Raw genomic sequence first — 20,103 nt, forward strand, 5'->3', positions numbered from 1 at the left:
TGAATGGAGAGCACCTCATAACCGCACCCACCTACCCCTGCTCAACCTCCGCCATCGTCGAGCCGAATGCTCAACTGGGCCCCTACCTCCTGAAACCCGAGCGCGTGAGCAACCCGCCGGGACGATTCCGGCCGAGCTCTCCATTGCGGCATGAGGCCCGCGTCGAGAGCGTGTGCTACTGCGGCGGAGGCCACCGTCTTGGCCAACCCACGACTGCGATGCTCCGGCACTGTCAGGACGGACAGATGCGCTGTCCTTCCTGGCCAAGCCCGATATCCCGCTGCGGCCACGACCTCGACACCGTCAAGGACGGCGAAGGCAGGCGACGAGATCTCATCCAGACCACTTGCATCAGCGTCTTCCTGCCCCGCCTTCGCCAGCAAAGCCAGCAGGCCCGAGTGCCCCGCAGGCACGCGTGTCACCGTCCGGTCTGTGGGCATGGGACGGAAATCCGAGCTGGACAAGTAGGCGAGAGCGGCCGGGCCCAGTACCTCGGCGACGGGCAGTTCGGCCCGGAGCACATCAGTCTGGACAAGAGCCGCAGGGGGCACCCCAGCAGTGACATTACGCAGTTGGACGGCAGCCTCGGCCGTCGGCGCAGTGATGATCCCTGCTCCGTCCAGGACCACGACCCCGCACCACGAGGGCGGACACAGCTTCGATCTTGGCGAGACGATCACGCTGGCGGCGGAGCGTCCGAACTCCACGGGAGCGCCAGCCAAGTCCTGCCACAGCGCATGAGCACGAGCTATCAGCGGATCCAGCGGCATGCCTGGATCCTGCCATTCGAAGATCACACGCGGAACGGCTTTTCCCGCTGCCGACCTGCCGCAGTCGAACGTCGGCAGGATCAGGAACTTGCTGAACGCGGTCCGCCAGCGCTGGCAGACCCAGGTCTGCAAGCGCCGCTGCCGGCAGGCCGCCGCGACCGGCGGGATCACGGTCGAGACCCGGGCCCGGTTCGGCTACACCGCGCCCGTCGGCACGACCGACGACGGACGCTCCGCCGCCTCACCGTCCACCTGACCCCGGCGTACGCGCAGCGCCTGTTCGACGCCCGCGACGCCGGGACCGGCGACCAGGAGATGCGCGGGATCGTCTCCGAGGGGCTGAAGGACGTGTACTTCCAGGACGACATAACCCGCGCCATGGGGCTCTCCGACGTCGCCCTCACCGACATCGACTACCTCGACATCGACTACCTCGACATCGACTACCTCGACATCGACTACCTCGACATCGACTACCTCGACATCGACTACCTCGACCTCGATTTCTGAACTTCCATCCGCCGCTCGTCGGACCGGAAAAGAACCCACGCCGACTTCGTTCGGCCTGGACCCGACCCGGATCAGCACGCGGGGCGGTCGTGGTGGCTGCCGGCGTACCGGTGACCAGGGCATGTATGCGGAATCGAGATCCCTTTTCTCTCAATTTCCGGGCCGTGTTGTGCTGTTCTGTGGGGCAGAGCTCACGGCCGGTACGCGGTGGCCGTGAGCGGTGGTCACGCGGGGCGCGGCGGTGCCTTCGTCGGTCGAGAATTAAGGATGGGTCATGCCCGGTCTCAGACGTGTGTCGGTGGTAGCGCTGGCTAGTGGAATCATGCTGCTGACTGGGTGTCAGGACGCGGCAGGCGGATCTGGGGCGGATGTTGCCGGCTCCTCTCCGGAGGCCTCCGTCTCGGTGGCTGTACGGGCGGACGGTTCGGTCACGTCACCCTCGTCGAGTTCCGCCGGCACGCCCACACCGTCGCCGGTTTCCGCCACCCCGGCCCGGGCCGGAGATACCGCTCCTGCCGCAACCAGTCACGTCCCCGCGGCGGTCTCCGGCTGCCGCAATCTGGCCGCGGGCGGCGAGGTGAAGGCTGCCGTGACCCGGGTATACCGGGAGAGAGTTCATTTTGCGCACATCGAGCCGGTGCCGCACGGCTTCTTCTATGGCCAGTGCGGCACCGTCCGGTACGCCGCCACCCGATTCCAGCCCGTCGACGGTGCGACGGACGAGGAACTCGTGGGGATGCAGGACGAGGGCAGCGCCACCAAGTACTTCCGCAACTCCGGTGGCGGCTGGGTCTATGTCGGGAGTGACGGCTTCCCCGCCGGGCCGCACGGCTGCGGAGACATCCCGGCGATTCCCGACGCCTTGGCCGCTGCCTGGAAGGACTGCTCGATCGCGCACTGACGCAGGCCGCGCGGGAAGAGCCGCGGAGGTGGCGCAGGGTCAGTTCGTTGTCTGCATGGCTGATCGGCGCGTGCGGGCCTCCCCGTCGTCCAGATGCTCCGCACCGCCGATGGGGACGATCAGCGGGTGGGAGGACGGGCGTTCCCGTGACCTGGAAGATGCGCGCGGCGGCGGCGGGGTCCTCGGCGCTGGTGCCCAGACCGTAAACGGTTTCGGTCGGGAGGGCCACCAGGCCGCCGGTGCGCAGCACACCAGCCGCAAGGTAACCGGTGGCCTTGAGAGCTTCGTTAGCGGTCGGCGACACGGTTCTCACCGCCCTGCTGACTGCGGGGCTTCTGCGGCCCGCTGCTGAGCGATGCTCTCCGGGCCTGCTCGCAGACCGTGGCCCGCTCAGAAGTCGTAGCAGGCGTAGGCGCCGTCGGGCCCGCCGGCGATGTGGTCCGAGCCCCAGCAGTGGAGCATCGGCCCTATGCGGTACAGGGCGATGCCACCGGCCAGCAGGACAAGGATGGCGAGCACGGCGGTCACGATCCGCATGGCCGTCATCCGCCGTACGAGCCACCACGCCCCGGCGACCGCAAGCGCCCCCAGCCCCAGCATGACGGGCCCGCTACCGGAGCGGTGTTGTTCTGGATTCCGGGAAGTGGTCCGGGCGCGCGGCACGTTGGACGGTGGCGAAAGCGAAAAGGACCAGCAGCAGCCTCAGCGGTACCAGTGCGACGGAACCGATCCCGCGGCCGACAGCCCGGCCCCGGCTCCGTGGGTCTCCGGGCGCCTCGGCGTCGTCCGCGCGCAGGAGCCGACGCTCGAGGACCGCCCGAAGCCGGTCCACCTCCTGCGGGTTGGCCACGGCCCGCTTGCGCAGGACGACGAAGCCGACGGCGGACTTGTCGGCGCTGTGAAGCACGAACTACTGACCGGACGGGACGCGGTCCAGCAATCCCATCGCTGGGACGGCAACACGAGAGCCGCTCCGGATGGCGATTCGGAGTGGCGCGGGACGCACCCGTAGGCGAAATCGGCGCGGATTCGTCCGTCCGTCTCGTCCTCACTCAAGGAATCAACGCAGTAGCACCACACAGGCTGCACACAGCGTTTCGAAAGCTTCGTTAGCGTGGCTGGCCGCACGATCCCCAGTTCGAACGTGACCAGGCCGTGGCCCAGGCGGGCCGGCGGCGAAGTGACCCAGGAAGACCGGAAGAACCGCAGATGGATTACTGCTCCACGTGCCGTCGGCATCTCAACGGCGCCTTGGTGTGTCCCGGGTGCGGCGCCTACGCCCCGGACATCGCCCCGCACGCCACCGACGGCCGCATCGGTTCGGACCCGGCGAGGACGGGCGCCCCTGCGGCCCACCGGGGAGTCACGCCCTCCGACACCTGGCACGACAGCCCCCTGGACAACGAGGCAGAGTTCAGCGCCGGCATGGACGTGGCCCCTTACGCCCCCGCCGCCGAGGCCGAAGAGCTGCCGCCCGCGAGGCAGGGGCGGGCGGCACGCCGTCGCCAGTTGGCCCGCTGGAAGAAGAACAAGCGCCGGGCAGCGGTCGCGAGCGCCGTCGCATTCGTCGGCGGCGGTCTGACCATCGCCACGATGGACCGGCACTCCGCCGACCAGACATCGGCGGCGACAGCGCCGGACGACCGGAGCATGGGAGCCGCGGAAGAGCTGACGCCCGAGCGGAACCGTCCGGTGTCCACCCCAGCCACCGCTGCGCGCACTCACCGGTCGCCACACGCCTCTTCCCAGTCGCCGACGACCAACGCCCCGCGACAGCAGTCTCTCGCTGCCTCGCCCCGCGCTACGCCGTCGATCGGCCGGCCGGACGGCGCCGTGCCTCCCCGTCAAGTCGCGACGTCGGCCCCGCAGCCCCACAGCAGCGCCCCGTCCGTCGGCGACTCGGCCCCCGGCCGCTCCGATACGACCGCGGAGCAGCCGTCGGCGCCCGCGACCGCGGACAACACGGGCTCGGGCACGTCCCAGACCAGCCCCGCACTGATCTCGACGTCGCCGACGGAGATCTGCGTCCTCGTGGTGTGCCTCGGCTGACCTTTCCGACACCCGGCCGTTGTCGGCTGGACGAGCGGGACGGGCGTCGCACGTGGCGAGTGCCCACCACGACCGATCCAGCCGCGCGCCCTGCTCCGCCGCCGTGGCGTGTGTGGCCGACGCGGAGCGGGGTTCGCGAGCCGTGTGTCAGCCCGTGAGCAACGGTCCAACCGATGCGTGGGAGAAGGCGGATCGGTGCCCCTCCGGACGTGATCGTTCTGAACATTGCGGTCCTCGAACTCGCGCCCGTGCTCGGCCCGGTGGCGGGAGCGCGACGCTGCAGGGCGGCCGCGGTCGCCGCCGAGGATCAGGCGATCGCCGCCGCCGTTCACGAGGTCGTGGACAAGCTGCGCGTGAGCCAGGCAGACGCCGGCCGTTTGCTCGGCCTGTTTCCGAGCGAGGTGGCTCGCTTCACGCCACCACACGGCCCGGCGACCGCCGGCACAGGGCAGGGACCATGACAACTGCCCCTGTTCCACCGCGACCGGGCGACGGGCCTGCTCCCCGCTCGCGCCCCGGCCCTGCCGGGCAGCCGCGGCAGGCGCTCTCCCCGCCCGGCGCACCCGGACTAACCCGGACGACGGTAGCGAAGACCGAGGCAGACAGAGCTGAGCGTGCCCAGGGGTGCCGTCATAGCCGGCGCGCACCTCGGCCGAGCGGCGCCTGTCGGTACCGGACGAATGACCACCGCAGCCTCTCTTGCATGGTCTATGGCATAGCCCATAAGTTACTTACAGGTAGCCCGCTTGGCGGGCTGCACTGTCATCGGGAAGGTGGTGAGCAGGTGAGCCCGCGCAGGAGTGAAAGCCGTGACCGGATGATCCTCAGTGCCGCTGCTCTGCTGCGTGAGTACGGGGCGAGCGCGACCAGCATCGACCGGGTGCTGGCGCACAGCGGAGCCCCTCGGGGCTCGGTGTATCACCACTTCCCCAGCGGGCGGACGCAGCTCATCGACGAAGCGGTGGCGCTGGCGGGGGACTTCGTCGCGGGCCTGATCGATTCCGCCATGCAGGCGGATGATCCGGTCGAGGCCGTCGACGCATTCGTCGTGCTGTGGCGCGACCGGCTAGTTGAGAGCGGCTACCGGGCCGGCTGTCCGATCGTGGCGGTGGCTGTCGAGACCAACGACGACGCACCCCAGCTGGCCCGTTCCGCCGCTGCCGTCTTCGCCCGGTGGCAGAAGGCCCTCGCGGCCCTCTTCCTGCGGCATGGCCTGACCGAGGAACGCAGCCGCAGACTCGGTGCCTTCATCATCGCTGCGGTCGAAGGCGCGGTGATCATGAGCCGGGCCGAGCAGAGCACCGCTCCGATCGAGGCAGCCGCCGCCGAGATCCACGACCTGCTTCGGTACGCCCTGCGCGACCGTCCCGGCGCCGAACCCGCACCCGCACCCGCACCCGAACCCGAACCCGGGCCCCGGCCGTAGCCCGCAGCCGCCCAGCCGCTTCATCTACATAGCTCGAAGGAGTCGCCATGCCCTCGCTCGACCGTCAGGACAACGTCTTCGTCCTCGACCTCGGAGACGGAGAGAACCGCTTCCACCCCGACTGGCTCACTGCCGTCGGCGCCGCGCTCGACGAGGTGGAGAAGGCGGAAGGCCCCCGCGCCCTGGTCACCGCCGCCACCGGCAAGTTCTACTCCAACGGGCTTGACCTTGACTGGCTGTTCGCCCACGCCGACCAGCACCAGGACTACGTCGTCTCCGTCCATGAACTGTTCGCGCGGATGCTGTCGCTGCCGGTCATCACGGTGGCCGCGCTGCAGGGGCACACCTTCGCCGCCGGCGCGATGTTCTCCCTCGCCCACGACTTCCGCGTCATGCGGGCCGACCGCGGCTACTGGTGCCTGCCCGAAGCGGACATCAACATCCCCTTCACCCCCGGCATGGCCACCCTGATTCAGTCCCGGCTGGCGCCGCAGACCGCGCACGAGGCCATGCTCACCGCCCGCCGCTACGGCGGTGCCGACGCAGCGGCCACCGGCATCGTCGACCAGGCCGTCACCGAGGACGCCGTGCGCTCCACCGCCATCGAGATCGCCCAGGCGCAGGTGAACAAGGCCGGCGACACCCTCGGCACCATCAAGGCCCGCATGTATGCCCGGGCCCTGGCCACCCTCCGCGACACCACCAACCCGCTCGGCTGACGAGCACCTCACCGGCCGCCACCCCCGCCTCGGGCTCACCCCGGAGCGGGGGCTGCCCCAGCTGCCCACCGCATGAGGAGACAGGGCCGACGACAGTCAGGCAGCGCACGCTGACAGTGGCCTGTTCCAGGGATGCGACGATGACCCGGTCAATCTGCAGTTCTACGCTGCTACGACGGCTGCCGGGGCCGGAGATCTCGATCACGCGGCTGCCCCCTCTCGCTCGACCAGGACGCCGTTCTCGAACCGGGCACCCGCGCGGACCAGGGGAACGAGGTGGGCGTCGGTGATTGCGCGCCAGCGGGCCCTGGGCGGACTCGACGAGCTTGGACACCATGGCGAGGGCCGCGGCCGGGCTGCAGGCGCCGCGGGTGACCTTGGTGCGGAGCTTGACCGTGGAGAAGGCCGACTCGATCGGGTTGGTGGTCCGTAGGTGGATCCAGTGCTCGGCCGGGAAGTCATAGAACGCGCGCAGTTCCTCGGCGGCGTCGGTGATCTTCGCGACGGCCCTGGGCCACGTGGTGTCGTACTGCGCAACCGTGGTCGGACTCATGACAGCGGGTCTACGCGGCGCATTGCCGTGGTGCGCGGTCACATGTCCCGTGTGTGCATCGAGTTCACCCTCTCGTCGGGCTCGTGGACGGGGTGCCAGACGGCTGCGGAGGGTCCGTCGCGCAGCAGGTCGGCCAGGGGCGTGGCCAGGATGGGCACGCTGTGCAAGGTCGCCGGCAGCTCCAGATCCTCGGCGGCGGAGCGTAGGGCGTTGATGCGGTTGTCGATGGCGGCCGGGCCAGCACCGTCGAGGACGAACAGCAGCCGGGGGAAGAGCGGGTAGCGCTGCCGTCATTCCTCCTGTAGCGGCTCGAGTGACGGGCGTCGGCCGATACGTACTGGCGTGTAGCGGTGAAGCCGTGCGTAGGTGCCGAGTTTGGCGGCCGGCCGTTCCGGGCCCATGGTGGCCCGGTCGACCTCCACGAAAGCCCGCAGCATCGAACCCTCGCCACGGCGCCGGTAGTACAGCACCGCGTCTGGGATGACCGCCTCGCCGCCCCCGACGGGGTGGTGGACCTCGGGGATCCAGTCCAGCACCTCGCACACATCCCCCCGGCGACGCGCGTCCTGGAGGAACGCGAACGCGGTCTCGGTGACGGTCGGCCCGTGTCCGGCGCGCAGCCGGACCGCGGTCGCATCGGACGCTTTCCTCGGCGGCCGCCGCCCCCGCAGCTCCGGCCACTCACCGGCAATGGCCGCGCTGTAGTCGGTGGGAAACCACACCCGGGTACGTCCGGCCCGCGGCAGGGTGAGCCGCTCGACCAGCCTCTCGCCGCATAGATTGGCGAGCCGGCGGCGGGTCTGCTCGATCCGCACTCCGGGCGCGATGATCAGATGCATCTGCTCGGTCGTCGCGATCCGATACTGCGTCAGCACCGCCAACGCCAGCCTGTCCCCGCCGCCCGCATCCACATTCGTCATCGTCGACCGCTCCCGTACGGTGCGACACCGTCCTGTTCGGCGTCGCACCGTACGGACCACGCCAGCAGCGGGTCCCGACCGGAAAGCCGACCGTGAAGGCCCGACCACGGTCACGATGCGACTGTGAGGATGTTCTCGTGCGCTTCGGGCGGTGGCCTGACCCGCGATGCGACTGGTCTGGATGCGGGCATCCGGCGCCCCCTTCTTGGCCGAAGGCTCGGAGGTCAGGGCTGGGCCAGCAAAGTCCCGCTGAGCGTCCCACTGTCGTAGCCTCTGGCCCTCAGCAGGACCTCCACCGAGTCGTGCCCGGTATTCGTCCAGATGCGAGCGGGCGAGGACTCCGGCGAGACGCCCACGAGGTCGCCGAGTCTTATGTCGCCCCCGTCGCTCTGACGGAGACTGAAGTCGGCCCTGGAGACGCTACCGCGGTCGTTGACCGAGACAGTCACGGTCTCTCCCCGTTCGACCCGGATCGAGCCGCAGTCCGCCCACCCTCCCGGAGTGATCGCGCAACGGATGTCGGACTCGTCCCTCGATGGCGCGGCACTGCGGTGCTCAGCGGCGACGGTGGAAGCGGGGGCTGCGGCCCCTGCCGGAACGGCGCCGGCTGTTGGAAGGGTGAACATAACTGCGGCAGTGGCGGCTACCAGTCGTCCTCGCATGACAGGCCTCCGAAAGGCGTCAGCTGATCCAAGCTGATCCAGTACGGCGGAGCAGCGGCCAGCAGTGTCGGACCGGGCAGCCGTCACCGCCTACAGCGATCACTTGGCCTGCGGATTTCTCGGGTTGGTGTCAGTGGTAGTGAGAGTCAGTGGGGTTGTGGTGGGACGAGCCCAGTGTTGCGGGACGACTCAGCCCGGAGTGCCGAAGACCTGGACCGCGCGGTCGCCGGACACTCCGACACCGGTGTCGGTGAAGGAGCACTTCAGCATGTCCGACTTGTGTGCGGGGCTCTTCAGCCAGCCGTCGACGTGGGCCTTGGAGGAGTCGTAGCCCGGACCGGAGACGTTCTCGCCCCAGGCGCTCCACTTGTAGCCGGCCTTGTCGATGCGTTCCTGCGCGCCGGAGCCGTCGGAGCCGGTGTGGCCCGTCAGGTTGTTCGACGCCATGTCGTCGGCGTGCTCCTGAGCGGCTTTGTTGAGTTCCGGGTTCGACTTCAGGGCCGGGCAGCCGGCCTTCTCGCGTTCCGCGTTGACCAGGGACAGGATTTCGCCCGGCGAGGATTGTTGTACGACCGAGGGGACCGAGGGGACGGTCACGGTGGCGGCGCCGGCGGTTGCTGCACCGCCGAACGCCAGTAGCGGAGTCGCGCAGGCGGCGACAGTCATCCGACGTATGCGACGAGTTTTCATGCGCATGACATCCTCTTCGTCGTTCGGTGATGTTGCACAGAAGGAGGGAGGACTGGATCGTTCGTCCACGGCCTTGTGGCCGTGCCTCCCCGTCTTCGATCACTCTCCCTCCATGCTGGACGCATTAGGCCATTCGTGCACGCCGGAGTCCGACGGCCCCGTATTGAGGCGGCAGCGCGGGTGTGGGATGTGTTCCAGCGTTGAATCACCCCTCGGTGGTTCCTGGTCCAGGACGTCCTCTGCGCGATGACGACGGCGCGGCCATCCTGGCCCGTGGCCGCACACTGCGCGGCGGGTCTTGGCGTTGGACAGGGACAGCGAGCCGGACCTTGTGCCGTCCTCCAGTAGCCGGACCTTGTGCCGTCCTCCAGTGGCTCGATGCGGGGCACGGTGACGGTGACGGAGTTCGAGCGGGCTTTGTACTGCGCGCATACAGCGCTCGAAGACTTCAGGGCGGTCGTGAATGGCTAGCGGCTGGCCGGGTCGTCCGTTCCCGCCTGCTTCCGCCAGTGGGCGAGGTGGCTTCGGGTGGTGAGGGTTTCGGGGTGGTCGGCGCCGGCGCCCAGCAAGCGCAGTTGGTCGCTCAGCACTTCGGCGAATGCCGCTGCAGCTCCGGCAGCGCCGAAATCAGGGCCTTCTGTACGGTCTCGTAGCCCACGCCGTACTTCCGCATGAGCGCCCGCACCGACATGCCGCCCTAGGCGTCACGACGGATCGCCGCGTACAGATCGACCTTGGACTTCGGCATCACCCCGGCTCCCGCGTCGTGCAGAGCACAACCATGGTCCCGAAGCAAGCACCGAGGTGTTCTTGAAACTCGGCGACATCACTCCCTCGTGGAACCGGGCGTTCCCGCCGCTGAGCATTAGACGTTCCTGAAACTCACCTACAAAGCCACACGGCCCGCTATCACCCGGGACGGCGGTGCGGTCGGCTGTGTGGGGGTGCCGTACGGCGGGAAACGCGGGGGTCGTTCTGCCGCCGGATCTTCGACCGCAACATCGCGCTGCGCGGGGGCATCACCCCGGTCCGTGCCTGCATTCCCGAACTCCGGCCGGATGTGCTTCCCGGGGCCCTCGGTCCGGGGCCGGCCTTCGACCGTGTCGGTGCGCATCTTGTGAGCGCGGGGGCCGCCGGCACGGGTGTGGTTGCTCCCGTGCCGCGCGGCGCCCTCGTGATGTCAGGCGGTGCGCTTCACGTGGCGGACCAGCCACATCAGCAGGGCGTCCAGGTCGGCGGCGGCCGAGAGGACCCGGTCGACCGCCTCGGGGGTGTGCAGCCACTCGTCACAGCCGAGGGGACGGGCGGCGATCAGCGAACGGTGGCGCAGCAGGTTCGCACGGGAGTGGTCCGTCGGATAGCCGCGCGGGGGGCGTTTCATCACGTCCCCGGAGATGTCGTAGCCCTTCTTCCGCACGTCCTCGACGATGGCGGACAGTTCGCGGCCGCTTCCCTCGGAGGCCACGGCTTTGCGGAACATGTCGACCTGGCCGGGATCGGGGTACCACCAGGCGCCCTGGATCCGCAGGCCGTCCAGGTCGAACCGGAGACCGATCTCGATCTTGCGGCCGAGCCGGATCACCGCGCCCTGGTGCTGCCACCACCAGGAGTCGGTGCGGTAGTGCCAGACGGAGAAGTCCTCGTACCGGGGGTCGGTGTCCGCGACCTCGTTGAGCAGGGCGACCATCGGCTGCCGGACCAGGCGTTCGCGGTCCGCGCGGTAGCGCTCGCGGGTCGCGTGGGTGGGTTCGCCCTGGAGCTGCCACAACACGTCCATGGCCTGCTCAGGCCAGCCGGTGAACTGTCCACGCATGCGCGGAGGATAGCTCACCCATGATTCGCGCGCGGAGAGTGAGACGGGCAGGGAGGCGTAACCCCGGACAAGGTCGAGGAACACGGACAGTGCAGTCGATATGAAGCGGGTGGTGAGATTGTGCAGCCGAACTTGAGATCCCACACTGGGGGAGCTCGGGGTGTCTCGCGGAGGTCTGCCATGCCCCGAACGATCTGGTCCGGTGCCATCAGTTTCGGCCTGGTCACGGTGCCGGTCCACGTGGTCGGCGCGACGGAGGACCACTCGGTGCGGTTCCACCAGTACCACCTCGAGGACATGGGCCGGGTGCGGGTGCGCAAGTTCTGCGAGATCGAGGACCGCGAGGTGACGGCCGCGGAGATCGGCAAGGGCTACGAGGTGTCGAAGACGCAGGTGATTCCCATCGGGGATGAGGAGCTGGCGAATCATCCGCTGCCGACGGCGAAGGCGATCGAGATCGCGGGGTTCGTGCCGCTGGACTCGGTCGATCCGATCCGGATCGGGGAGGGCTACTACCTCCAGGCCAACGGCGCGGTGGCGGCGAAGCCCTACAAGCTGCTGGTGAAAGCGCTGGGCCGGTCCGCGAAGGTCGCGGTCGCCAAGTACGCGTGGAGCGGGCGCGAACGCCTGGGCCTGCTGCGGGTGCGCGGCGATGTACTGGTGCTGCACGCGATGCGTTGGCCCGACGAGATCCGCGACCCCTCCGAGCTGCTGCCTGTGGCGGTGGAACTGTCCGAGAGCGAGATTGAGGGCGCGCTCGCGCTGATGGACACCATGACCCGCGAGGACCTGGAGGGCGGGGAGTTCCGCGACACCTACACCGAGGCGCTCGAGCAGGTCATCGACGCCAAGCGAGAGCACAAGACGCTTCCCGTGGTGTCCGGGCCGCAGGAGGAGCCGGGCAGGGTGCTCGACTTGATGGCCGCCTTGCAGGAGTCGGTGGACAAGGCGAAGGCCTCCCGCGTCGAGGGGGAGGCCGAGGTGCACGAGCTGGCGAAGCCGAAGAAGAAGACCGCGGCCACGAAGACGGGGACGAAGAAGGAGTCGGCCAGGAAGACGGGGACGAAGAAAGAGCCGGCCAGGAAGACCGCGGCGAAGAAGACCGACGCCAGGACGACGAAGCAGACCACGAGCCGCAAGCCGCGCAGCGCCTGAACTCCCGCCTCACGGCGGCCGATTCGGCCCGGTCACCGATCCGTGTGCCAGCGGCGGCGGGTGGGGGTGATTTCGGTTCTTTGTGGCCATAAGGATACAAGGCGCGTGGACAGTGTCATGCCGTGGTGGGGAGCCCGACGTCCCCCTCTGCACACCTCCTCGCGCCCCAGGGCCGGGAAGAAGAGAAGGTGAAGGCGAAGGGGACGGGCGGGGCGGGGTGTGCGTGCTGTCAGGGGATCGGGCGGCCCGCTGTTGTTGCGCGTCGGCGGCTGTCTTCGCCCTCCGTGCCGGACAGGATTCCGCCGCCTCACTGTCCATCTCCCCCCGGCGTACGTGCAGCGCCTGTTCGACGCACGCGACGCCGGGGCGAGCGACCAGGAGATGCGCGGGGTCGTCGCCGAGGGGCTGAAGGACGTGTACTTCCAGGACGGCGGAACCCGCGCCATGGGGCTTTCCGACGTCGCCCTCACCGACATCGACTACCTCGGCACCCTCTCCGGAGGCCAGCGCACCCGAGTCGCCTTCGGCAAGCGCCCCGACCTGCTGATGCTGGACGACCGCTGTCCGACCTCGACCCACTGTTACGCCACGAACTCATGGGCACAGTGAGCTGTTTTTAACCTCAGTTTGAGCAGGTCAGGTGCAGCGTGAGGGCGGCTTGGACGAGGGTGGTGATGCGGGTTGTGGAGCATCGCAGCTTGCGCAGGGGCCGCCAGGTTTTGAGAGTGGCCATGGCCTGCTCAACGAGTGCGCGGATCTTCGCGTGTGAGCGGTGGACGGCTTGCTGACCTGCGGACAGCGTCTCCCAGCGACCCCAGTAGGGCACCCGGATGGTGCCGTTGGCGCCCCGGTAGCCCTTGTCGGCCCAGCACTCCACGCCGGCTTCCTCCAGGGCGTCGATAATGCCGTGGGTTCGCGCGGCCTTGTGTCGTGGACTGCTTCGGGCAGTGTCGGTGAGACCCACAGCAGTCGGCCGAAGGGGTCTGCGATGACCTGCACGTTCATCCCGTGCTTCTTGTGTTTGCCGGAGTGGAACGGGCGGTCCGCGGCAATGCGGTCGATCGGCAGGAGCGTGCCGTCCAGGATCACGAACGCCTTCACCGAGGCGGTCCGCACGCGTCGGCCAGACTGGGGGCAAGAGCGGCCAGGAGTTCGACAGCCTCGGTGACATAGCGGTAGGCCGTCGTGGTTCCGACGCCGAACCCTGCCGCGAGTTGGGCATACGTGTGCCCCACTCGCAGATGAGCGAGCGCGAGCAAAGCCTGGCGACCGGCGCTCAGGCGCCGCCAACGGGAGCCGATCGTACGGCGGTGCCGCCGCAACTGCTGCGTGAGGAAGCGGAGGGCAGAGCTGGACACGTCGACGCCCGACGGGTAAGCAAGCACGTGAAGCCTCTGGTGGAGACGGTTCTCTTGGTCGAAAACCCATCTACCAGGGGATTCACCACGTTGTCAGCCCAACTGCCAGGCAAGTTGGAAAGGGTCGCTGCCTCCAATTGGGATCGAGACAATCCCCTGGCTGTGTTCGGCGCCGTAGTTGCTGCCGAGTAATCCGCTGGCTGACTGTGGCCCCTGGGGTGGTACTGGAGCGCACCGGAGAGACGGAACGCTCGCGACGGATGGCACGCATCCGGACACCTCCACGGCATCAACGTACGAGCACACAGGCTCCTGCCACGCCGACCGGACTCCCCGGCACGCCCCCCTCGCGCCTCATGGCGCGTTCTTTGCACCCGATCGGCCACGTTCCCCGGGCCACGGCTCGGGCAAGGGGTGTCGGAGCGGTCAGCCGACCCCGCCGCTACGGAGTTCGCCGCCTCCCACCTCAACCTCACCGCACGTCCGGTCGGCGCGTCGGCGTATCGCGGCGGAGACTCCCGCCCAGACGGCGAGCACGCAGACCGCCAGGCCGGCGAAGACGACCGGGTTCACCCAGACCGGCACCAACTCGGTCCCCACACCCTGGTCCGTGACGCACTGCTGTGGACGATCGCGTTATTCCCCAGGGGTAAGTTCACGTAATTCCCCAGGCCCTGGTCTGTGAGGGCTAGGTTGCGCCGGGCAGTCCCAGGGCGACCAGGAGGGCTGAGGAGAGTTCTTCCGCGAACAGGGCCGACCCGGTGAGTGTCTGCCGGATGGCTTCCTCGTCGGGCGTCAGTCCCGCGGCGGCCGACCAGGCGAGTGCGCCGGCCACGGCGGGTTCGATGGGGAAGTGCTCCAGAGGTATCTCGTAGCTCTTCGCCATCTCGCGGTTGAGCAGGCCCTCCCAGCTGTTGCCGTCGGGCGTGAGGGCCTCGATGAAGCCCACATCGCTGTCGAGGAAGGACACCATGACGGCCGGTTCCCCCGTTTGCTCGACGAGGTTGGCAAGGCTGCGCCGTCCGGCGTCGGCGAAGTCTGTGACCTGCCAGCCGTCCGCCAACGTCTCCGTGTCGTCGATGTCTGTGAACCCGGCTGCCCGCATGAGCTGATGCAGTTCCCCCGTGGATCGGGTCGCCAATGATCCGCCTGAATTTCCCATGGCCCGCAAAGTAGCGGATGCCTCTGACAAGCCAACTCGTGCCCCTGAGGCGTCGTCGTGGGAAGCCGGGACGGCGGACCCTAGTGCGCCTTGTCGGCCGTGTTCCTTGGCCGCTTGTTCGGACGGTAGCTGGGCCTGTTCATGATCACCTGATGGCTGGTATTGATGAGCCGGTCCAGCAGGGACTCGGCGACGACAGGGTTGGGAAAGAGGGGATACCAGTCGCTGGGCGCCCTGTTGCTGGTGATGATCAGCGAGCGTCCCTGCCGCTCGGAGACGAGCTCGTAGAGGTCATCGGCCTGGGCCGCGGACAGCTGCCGCATGGCGAAGTCGTCGAGGATGAGGACGTCGGGGCGGACGAGTTCGCGGATCCGCTGCTCCCAGGTGCGGTCCGCGTGGCCGCCGGCGAGGTCGGCGAGGATGCGGCTGGTCTTGGCGAAGCGGACGTGGGCGCCCTGGCGGACAGCGAGGTGGCCGAGGGCCTGGGTGATGCGTCTTGCCGACGCCGACGGGCCGAAGAGGATGACCGACTCGCCGGTGGAGCCATCGCAGGGCGCCGAGGTCGCGGATCTGGGCGGCGGGCAGGTTCGAGGAGACCGTGAAGTCGAGTCCTCCAGGGTGACCTGCTGCTCGAACTTCGCTCGTTGCAGGCGGCGTTGGAAGGCGACGGTCTCGCGGCGGGTGATCTCGTCCTGACAGAGGACCTGGAGGAAGTCGAGGTGGCCGAGTTCGCCGCCGTGGGCCTGGGCGAGGCAGGCGTCGAGGGTTTCCAGCATGCCGGACAGTCGCAGGGTCTTGAGTGACTCCCGCAGGGCGGCGTCCATCACGGTCATCGGGCTTCCACCTCGGCTTCGTCGTGGACCTGGTCGTCGTGGTCGTCGTCCGTCGTGTCGGGGGTCGCGACGGTGGCGAAGAGCCGGGCGGGGCCGTGGAGGAAGGCCGCGGCCCCCGCGTCGCCGCTGGTCTCGGGTTCGGGATCGGTCTCGGTGCCTGCGATGAGGATGCCCTTGATGGTGCGGTAGGACGGATCGCCGACCGCGATGGCCCTGGCGCAGGCGGCCTCCAGCCGTGTCTCGCCGTACTTCTTCCGCAGGCCGAGGACCCCCTGGGCAGCGCGGAGTCGATAGAGGACGTTGACCTCCAGCAGCTGGTCGACGACCTCGCGACAGGCATCGCCGACCTCGGACGCCTGGCTGCGGCACCAGACCTGCGTCCGCATCTGGAAGGCGATCTTCTCCGGCGGATAGTGACTCTTGTCAGTGCGTTTCCCTGGTCAAGGGCAGTGTGGGTCTTGACTAGGGAGCCGTCGTGGAAGACCTGGACCATTGTGGCGGTGGAGCGGACGTCGACGCGGCGGCCGATCAGTTTCCACGGCACCGAGTAGAGGGTGCGGCCGACCTTGATGTGGATGTCCGGGCCGACGGTGGCAGTCGACCAGCGGGCCAGCAGGAACGGAGTCGGCGGCAGAGGCAGCAGTTCAGCCGCCTCCAGCGCGTCGAGGTTGTCCGGGACGAGCCGGCGCGGGACGCCTCTAATATGCGGGTCTCGATGTCAAGCTCAGGAAAGTGATTGGGGCATCGCGGGAGCATGCGGCAGGATGTCCGCCGTGGTGTTGACCTTCCCGTGTGTGTGCTGCGGCCATCTGACCTTGGGTGATCCGCCCCGGTCGTATGAGATCTGCTCGGTGTGCTTCTGGGAGGACGACCGTGTGCAGTTGCGCTGGCCGAATTGGGCTGGCGGAGCGAACCGGCCGTCGTTGACCGAGGCTCAGGAGAACTTCAAGAGGTTCGGAGCGTGTGAGGAGAGGTTCGTGACCAAGGTCAGGCCGCCTCGGGATGACGAGCCTCTGGATCCGAACTGGCGCCCGATCGATGCTGGGCGAGACCACTTTGAGCCCCTGGGCAAGCAGGAAGCACCGTGGCCTGACGATTGCACAGTCCTGTACTGGTGGCGGTATCGCGATACTGGCTTTTGGCGTCGCAGCAGCTGAAGCTGGTCATCCGGCTTGCTCGTCGAGGCGAGTCAGCAGCCCGTCAAAGATCTGCTCCCTGGCGACCTGGCCCTTGCTCGCAGCGTCGTCTCGCTGCCGCTCGAGGGTGGGCCGGAACTTGATGGTAGTGACGAAGAACGTGCAGGACTCACAGATCGACTCGAAGTGGCAGTCCATCTCGACCGGGCGTGCGCAGTAGCCGTTGCCGAGCATGCGGCGGTGCATTTCCCGGCGGAGCTTGGCCATCTCAGAGCCTTCAACGTCGGCCGGCAAACGGCGCGGGGCGTCGTAGAGTGCCTCCACCTTCTTCGAGACGGCGAAGTACTCGTCCGCCACGGTCCGGTCGGCGATCCGAAACACGTGTCATGGACAACGATTGATGGCCAAATAGCGCGGCTATGGCCTCCATGGACATGCCGCGGTTGATCGCCTGGGTAGCCAGAGTATGTCGCAGCTGGTGTGGCGTGACCCGGCCCAGGCCGGCACTCTCGGCGGCCCTGCGGACTGCGGCTTCGATGCGGGAGGCGTTGACCGCACGACCGTGATCGGTGAACAGCAGGTTCGAACACAGGCCCTCGGGCCGATGCAGTAGCCAGTCGTCCAGCAGCGTCTTCAGCTGAGGGTGCAGAGGAACGTAGCGGTCGGTGTGCATCTTGCCGACCGGAACGCGGAGCCAATAAGCGGACCCGATCTGGACCACCGAGTCGATGGTGAGTCCGAGCATCTCACCGCGGCGCATTCCGGTGCGGGCCAGGATCTCTATGGCCAGCCGGATGAACGGATCGGGATCGCGTCGGGCGGCGGCAAGCAGCTTGGCGGCTGCGGCGTCGTCGAAGAAGCGTGGCAGCGGCTCGTCCGCGATCGGGAAGTCTCTGTCGAACACCAGCTGGCGGGGCGGCCTGTCGACGGCGTCCCACTCGTCCAGGCGGCGGAAGAATCCTCGGAGCTTGCTCAGCCGATCGCGGACGGTGTGCCGGTGTAGTGGTCCGCCGCGGGCGGCTGGTCGCTCCAGCAGCCACTGTCGGTAGCGTTCGGCGTGCCGCCGCTTCAGCTCGGCGACACACGTCACGGTCGTGTCCTCAGCAGCCACCAGCAGAGCGAACTCCCGCAGCGTCAGCTCGGCGTTCTTCACCGTGCCCGGCCGCAGCGTCCCCGCGATCTGCTCCAGGTAGTGCTGCATGGTGGACGCCATCATGGGTGCGACGCGAGACCACTCGGCGGCGCGGATGTCGGCTCGATCAGGGTGACGTCGGCGCGGGAGCTCGTCGGACAACTCGCAGTGGAAGAGCGTTGCCTCAAAGGGCTCGTAGGGAGACTTCCGGCTGCTGCTGGATCTGCTCGCCGAGTAAGAAGACATCTCATTTGGCTTGTTGGATAGTCTGGCGTCGTGGGAATTGTTGAGCGTCTCGTGCCGGATGAGTTGTGGGAGCTGTTCGAGCGGGTGGTTCCGCCGGCTCCGGTGCGGCCTCAGGGTGGCGGTCGTCGACGTCATGGAGACCGCGAGGTGTTGGCGGCGATCGTGTTCGTTGCCACGTCGGGGTGTACGTGGGCGCAGTTGCCGCCGTCGTTCGGACCGTCGGGGCCGACGGCTCATCGCCGTTTCAGCGAGTGGTCCAGGGCCCGTGTATGGGCCAAACTGCACCGCCTGGTCCTGGACGAACTCGGTGCGCGTGGGGAGTTGGACTGGTCGCGGTGCGCGATCGACTCGGTGAACATGCGGGCCACGAAAAGGGGGACCTGACAGGTCCGAATCCTGTAGATCGCGGCAAGTACGGGTCGAAGATCCACTTGATCACCGAGCGCACCGGTTTACCGCTCTCGATCGGCATATCCGGCGCGAACATGCACGACAGTCAGGGACTGGAGCCCCTGGTACGAGGTATCCCGCCCGTCCGCTCACGACGCGGACCGCGCCGACGCAAGCCCGACAAGCTCCATGGTGACAAGGGCTACGACTACCGTCACCTGCGGCAATGGCTCCGCAGCCGCGGTATCACCCACCGCATAGCCCGCAGAGGCGTCGACTCCTCCGAGCGTCTGGGGCGCCACCGCTGGGTCGTGGAACGGTCGATGTCATGGCTCGCAGGCTGCCGCCGTCTCCACCGCCGCTACGAACGCAAAGCCGAACACTTCCTCGCCTTCGCCGGCATCGCCGCAACCCTCATCTGCTACCGCAGACTCGCCAAATGAGATGTCTTCTAAGGCGATACCGCTGAGGATCCGATCCCGGTGGCCGTACGAGACGGGCCGCGGACTGCTGGTCGCCGCTATGCGTAGTGGAAAGCGGCCCATTTTCGCATCAAGCCCCTCGCAGCCCGCCGCTACCGGGAGTGGCACGGCGTCTCCCGCAAGAAGTCCGACACATCCCGCCCGCGCCCAGACGGATCTGCTCACGAAATGCTCTCCGCTCGGCAGGCAGCCCGCCACCCTGTACGTACCTCGTGACCCTGGTGCACCGTGACAATCATGACCTGTCGGCACCCCACGACATCACCGTTACAAGTCAGTGGTGTCCTGGACGCCGATCCGAGCGGCGAGAGCACGCAACGCCGCTGAGGACCGTGAGCCGGGTCGGGCTGTGCTCACGAACAGCCAATGGCCCGGGTCACCTGGAAATACCAGGGTCTCGTAGTCCAGTGTGACGTCACCGAGCAAGGGGTGCCGATAGTGTCTGGTGCCGTGGGAAAACGCCTCCACATCGTGCGCGTCCCACCATCGGCGATAGTCTGCATCCGCACTCGACAGTTCATCAATCAGCTCGGCGAGTTGCGAATCCTCCGGATGCTGACCCGCGTACAGGCGCAAACCGGCGACAGCCATGCGCGCGGTCATATCCCAGTCCGTGAATAGTTCACGTGCCGCAGGGTCGAGAAACAAAAATCGCGCCAAATTGCGCTCGTGTACCGGCATGGCCTCAAAATCGCCAAACACTGCGCGCGCCATCGCGTTGAGGGCAAGGACGTCCATGCGGCCGTCCAGGATCATGGCGGGCACATCCCGGAGAGCCTCCAGCAGTGCGTAGGCGCCCGGACGCACTCGCCGCGGGTGGGCAGGCCGACGTCTCACTCGCGCTACGGACTGTGGCCTTGCCAGGTCGAACAGATACGCCCGCTCGACGTCATCCAGCCGCAGAGCGCGGGCTACGGCTTCCAGCACCGCCTCGGAAGCGTTGGCCACCCGACCTCGTTCCAGACGGATGTAGTAGTCCGCGCTCAATCCGGCCGAGAGGGCGACCTCCTCGCGGCGAAGTCCCGGAACACGGCGACCCGCCCCCGGTGTGACCCCCGCCAGCTCGGGAGCCACGCGGGCGCGCCGCGAGCGCAAAAAATCACTCAGCTCCTTGTTGCCATGCGAAGCTGAAGATGCCTTGGCCATATTTTGAGGTTAGCCCTCGACCCGCCCTCCCGGCAACATGCGCAGTGGAA

22 protein-coding genes and 7 pseudogenes are annotated in these 20,103 nt (G+C 68.1%); 11 read left to right on the top strand and 18 right to left on the bottom strand.

What is annotated here, in order from left to right; translation table 11 throughout:
• Window positions 1–41 precede the first annotated feature (41 nt).
• Window positions 42–770 (bottom strand): GNAT family N-acetyltransferase, encoded by a 729-nt coding sequence (locus ACFV0T_RS22645; RefSeq protein WP_385781985.1) that lies wholly within the window; start codon window positions 768–770, stop codon window positions 42–44.
• Window positions 771–867: 97 nt separating this feature from the next.
• On the opposite strand from ACFV0T_RS22645, the pseudogene tpg reads away from it, so the two are divergent.
• Window positions 868–1,202: pseudogene (gene tpg, locus ACFV0T_RS22650) on the top strand (telomere-protecting terminal protein Tpg); the annotation flags it as partial.
• A 667-nt stretch (window positions 1,203–1,869) separates the two neighbouring features.
• On the top strand, window positions 1,870–2,181 hold the full coding sequence (locus tag ACFV0T_RS22655; protein WP_385781909.1) for a hypothetical protein: 312 nt from the start codon (window positions 1,870–1,872) through the stop codon (window positions 2,179–2,181).
• A gap of 84 nt (window positions 2,182–2,265) precedes the next feature.
• On the opposite strand, the pseudogene ACFV0T_RS22660 reads toward ACFV0T_RS22655, so the two are convergent.
• The 3 genes and pseudogenes from ACFV0T_RS22660 to ACFV0T_RS22670 form a co-directional block, all read right to left on the bottom strand.
• Window positions 2,266–2,431, bottom strand: a pseudogene (locus ACFV0T_RS22660) (L-threonylcarbamoyladenylate synthase); the annotation flags it as partial.
• A gap of 140 nt (window positions 2,432–2,571) precedes the next feature.
• Window positions 2,572–2,781: a hypothetical protein gene (locus ACFV0T_RS22665; protein WP_385781912.1), complete on the bottom strand. Its 210-nt coding sequence runs from the start codon at window positions 2,779–2,781 to the stop codon at window positions 2,572–2,574.
• 10 nt (window positions 2,782–2,791) lie between these two features.
• Window positions 2,792–3,088: a hypothetical protein gene (locus ACFV0T_RS22670; protein WP_385781915.1), complete on the bottom strand. Its 297-nt coding sequence runs from the start codon at window positions 3,086–3,088 to the stop codon at window positions 2,792–2,794.
• 302 nt (window positions 3,089–3,390) lie between these two features.
• On the opposite strand from ACFV0T_RS22670, the gene ACFV0T_RS22675 reads away from it, so the two are divergent.
• The 4 genes from ACFV0T_RS22675 to ACFV0T_RS22690 all read left to right on the top strand — a co-directional run bounded on the left by ACFV0T_RS22675 (window position 3,391) and on the right by ACFV0T_RS22690 (window position 6,375).
• Window positions 3,391–4,230, top strand: coding sequence for a hypothetical protein (locus ACFV0T_RS22675; protein ID WP_385781917.1), 840 nt, complete (start codon window positions 3,391–3,393; stop codon window positions 4,228–4,230).
• A 209-nt stretch (window positions 4,231–4,439) separates the two neighbouring features.
• Entirely contained in the window at window positions 4,440–4,691 is a 252-nt protein-coding gene (locus ACFV0T_RS22680; RefSeq protein ID WP_385781920.1) for a hypothetical protein, read from the top strand.
• Between the two features lie 323 nt (window positions 4,692–5,014).
• Window positions 5,015–5,656 (top strand): TetR/AcrR family transcriptional regulator, encoded by a 642-nt coding sequence (locus ACFV0T_RS22685; RefSeq protein ID WP_385781922.1) that lies wholly within the window; start codon window positions 5,015–5,017, stop codon window positions 5,654–5,656.
• A gap of 47 nt (window positions 5,657–5,703) precedes the next feature.
• The gene (locus ACFV0T_RS22690; protein WP_385781924.1) at window positions 5,704–6,375 is read left to right on the top strand and encodes an enoyl-CoA hydratase-related protein; all 672 of its coding nucleotides are present in this window, start codon (window positions 5,704–5,706) and stop codon (window positions 6,373–6,375) included.
• 201 nt (window positions 6,376–6,576) lie between these two features.
• Here the strand turns inward: ACFV0T_RS22690 and ACFV0T_RS22695 are convergent.
• From ACFV0T_RS22695 to ACFV0T_RS22715, 5 genes and pseudogenes are all read right to left on the bottom strand, one after another.
• Window positions 6,577–6,889 (bottom strand): annotated as a pseudogene (locus ACFV0T_RS22695) (transposase); the annotation flags it as partial.
• Between the two features lie 329 nt (window positions 6,890–7,218).
• Window positions 7,219–7,848: a replication-relaxation family protein gene (locus ACFV0T_RS22700; protein ID WP_385781927.1), complete on the bottom strand. Its 630-nt coding sequence runs from the start codon at window positions 7,846–7,848 to the stop codon at window positions 7,219–7,221.
• 224 nt (window positions 7,849–8,072) lie between these two features.
• On the bottom strand, window positions 8,073–8,297 hold the full coding sequence (locus tag ACFV0T_RS22705; protein WP_385781929.1) for a hypothetical protein: 225 nt from the start codon (window positions 8,295–8,297) through the stop codon (window positions 8,073–8,075).
• Window positions 8,298–8,699: 402 nt separating this feature from the next.
• A complete protein-coding gene (locus tag ACFV0T_RS22710) occupies window positions 8,700–9,176 on the bottom strand; it encodes a CAP domain-containing protein (protein WP_385781932.1) in 477 nt (158 codons plus the stop codon).
• Between the two features lie 1,204 nt (window positions 9,177–10,380).
• Window positions 10,381–11,013, bottom strand: coding sequence for a DUF2461 family protein (locus tag ACFV0T_RS22715; RefSeq protein ID WP_385781936.1), 633 nt, complete (start codon window positions 11,011–11,013; stop codon window positions 10,381–10,383).
• A 180-nt stretch (window positions 11,014–11,193) separates the two neighbouring features.
• Here ACFV0T_RS22715 and ACFV0T_RS22720 point away from each other — a divergent pair, with 180 nt between their 5' ends.
• The 3 genes and pseudogenes from ACFV0T_RS22720 to ACFV0T_RS22730 all read left to right on the top strand — a co-directional run.
• Entirely contained in the window at window positions 11,194–12,168 is a 975-nt protein-coding gene (locus ACFV0T_RS22720) for a Ku protein (protein ID WP_385781938.1), read from the top strand.
• Window positions 12,169–12,465: 297 nt separating this feature from the next.
• Window positions 12,466–12,654 (top strand): annotated as a pseudogene (locus tag ACFV0T_RS22725) (XRE family transcriptional regulator); the annotation flags it as partial.
• Window positions 12,652–12,776: pseudogene (locus tag ACFV0T_RS22730) on the top strand (ABC transporter ATP-binding protein); the annotation flags it as partial. The pseudogenes ACFV0T_RS22725 and ACFV0T_RS22730, both read left to right, overlap by 3 nt.
• A 14-nt stretch (window positions 12,777–12,790) precedes the next feature.
• Here ACFV0T_RS22730 and ACFV0T_RS22735 read toward each other — a convergent pair.
• The 6 genes and pseudogenes from ACFV0T_RS22735 to ACFV0T_RS22760 all read right to left on the bottom strand — a co-directional run.
• Window positions 12,791–13,553: pseudogene (locus ACFV0T_RS22735) on the bottom strand (transposase family protein).
• A gap of 399 nt (window positions 13,554–13,952) precedes the next feature.
• The gene (locus ACFV0T_RS22740; RefSeq protein ID WP_385781941.1) at window positions 13,953–14,126 is read right to left on the bottom strand and encodes a hypothetical protein; all 174 of its coding nucleotides are present in this window, start codon (window positions 14,124–14,126) and stop codon (window positions 13,953–13,955) included.
• 88 nt (window positions 14,127–14,214) lie between these two features.
• Window positions 14,215–14,631, bottom strand: a complete 417-nt coding sequence (locus ACFV0T_RS22745) for a hypothetical protein (protein WP_385781944.1) — start codon at window positions 14,629–14,631, stop codon at window positions 14,215–14,217.
• A gap of 137 nt (window positions 14,632–14,768) precedes the next feature.
• The gene (locus tag ACFV0T_RS22750) at window positions 14,769–15,521 is read right to left on the bottom strand and encodes an ATP-binding protein (protein WP_385781946.1); all 753 of its coding nucleotides are present in this window, start codon (window positions 15,519–15,521) and stop codon (window positions 14,769–14,771) included.
• Window positions 15,518–15,907, bottom strand: a complete 390-nt coding sequence (locus ACFV0T_RS22755) for a hypothetical protein (protein WP_385781949.1) — start codon at window positions 15,905–15,907, stop codon at window positions 15,518–15,520. The genes ACFV0T_RS22750 and ACFV0T_RS22755 overlap by 4 nt, the downstream gene beginning before the upstream one ends.
• 116 nt (window positions 15,908–16,023) lie before the next feature.
• Window positions 16,024–16,224: pseudogene (locus ACFV0T_RS22760) on the bottom strand (hypothetical protein); the annotation flags it as partial.
• 61 nt (window positions 16,225–16,285) lie between these two features.
• Between ACFV0T_RS22760 and ACFV0T_RS22765 the strand changes: the two are divergent.
• Window positions 16,286–16,678 carry a CPCC family cysteine-rich protein gene (locus tag ACFV0T_RS22765; protein WP_385781951.1) on the top strand — a complete coding sequence of 131 codons (393 nt, stop codon included), beginning with the start codon at window positions 16,286–16,288 and terminating at the stop codon, window positions 16,676–16,678.
• A gap of 6 nt (window positions 16,679–16,684) precedes the next feature.
• Here ACFV0T_RS22765 and ACFV0T_RS22770 read toward each other — a convergent pair whose 3' ends face one another.
• On the bottom strand, window positions 16,685–16,924 hold the full coding sequence (locus ACFV0T_RS22770) for a hypothetical protein (protein ID WP_385781954.1): 240 nt from the start codon (window positions 16,922–16,924) through the stop codon (window positions 16,685–16,687).
• Between the two features lie 10 nt (window positions 16,925–16,934).
• Window positions 16,935–17,858 (bottom strand): tyrosine-type recombinase/integrase, encoded by a 924-nt coding sequence (locus ACFV0T_RS22775; RefSeq protein ID WP_385781957.1) that lies wholly within the window; start codon window positions 17,856–17,858, stop codon window positions 16,935–16,937.
• A gap of 213 nt (window positions 17,859–18,071) precedes the next feature.
• Here ACFV0T_RS22775 and ACFV0T_RS22780 point away from each other — a divergent pair.
• Window positions 18,072–18,868 (top strand): IS5 family transposase gene (locus tag ACFV0T_RS22780; protein WP_385781988.1). Its coding sequence is split into 2 segments (ribosomal slippage): window positions 18,072–18,408 and window positions 18,408–18,868, totalling 798 coding nucleotides; the frame shifts between segments, so codons are not numbered across the junction.
• Between the two features lie 306 nt (window positions 18,869–19,174).
• Here the strand turns inward: ACFV0T_RS22780 and ACFV0T_RS22785 are convergent.
• On the bottom strand, window positions 19,175–20,053 hold the full coding sequence (locus ACFV0T_RS22785; RefSeq protein WP_385781959.1) for a helix-turn-helix transcriptional regulator: 879 nt from the start codon (window positions 20,051–20,053) through the stop codon (window positions 19,175–19,177).
• Between the last annotated feature and the right edge of the window lie 50 nt (window positions 20,054–20,103).

The sequence above is a fragment of the Streptomyces sp. NPDC059582 genome (assembly GCF_042735715.1).
Classification (GTDB): domain Bacteria; phylum Actinomycetota; class Actinomycetes; order Streptomycetales; family Streptomycetaceae; genus Streptomyces.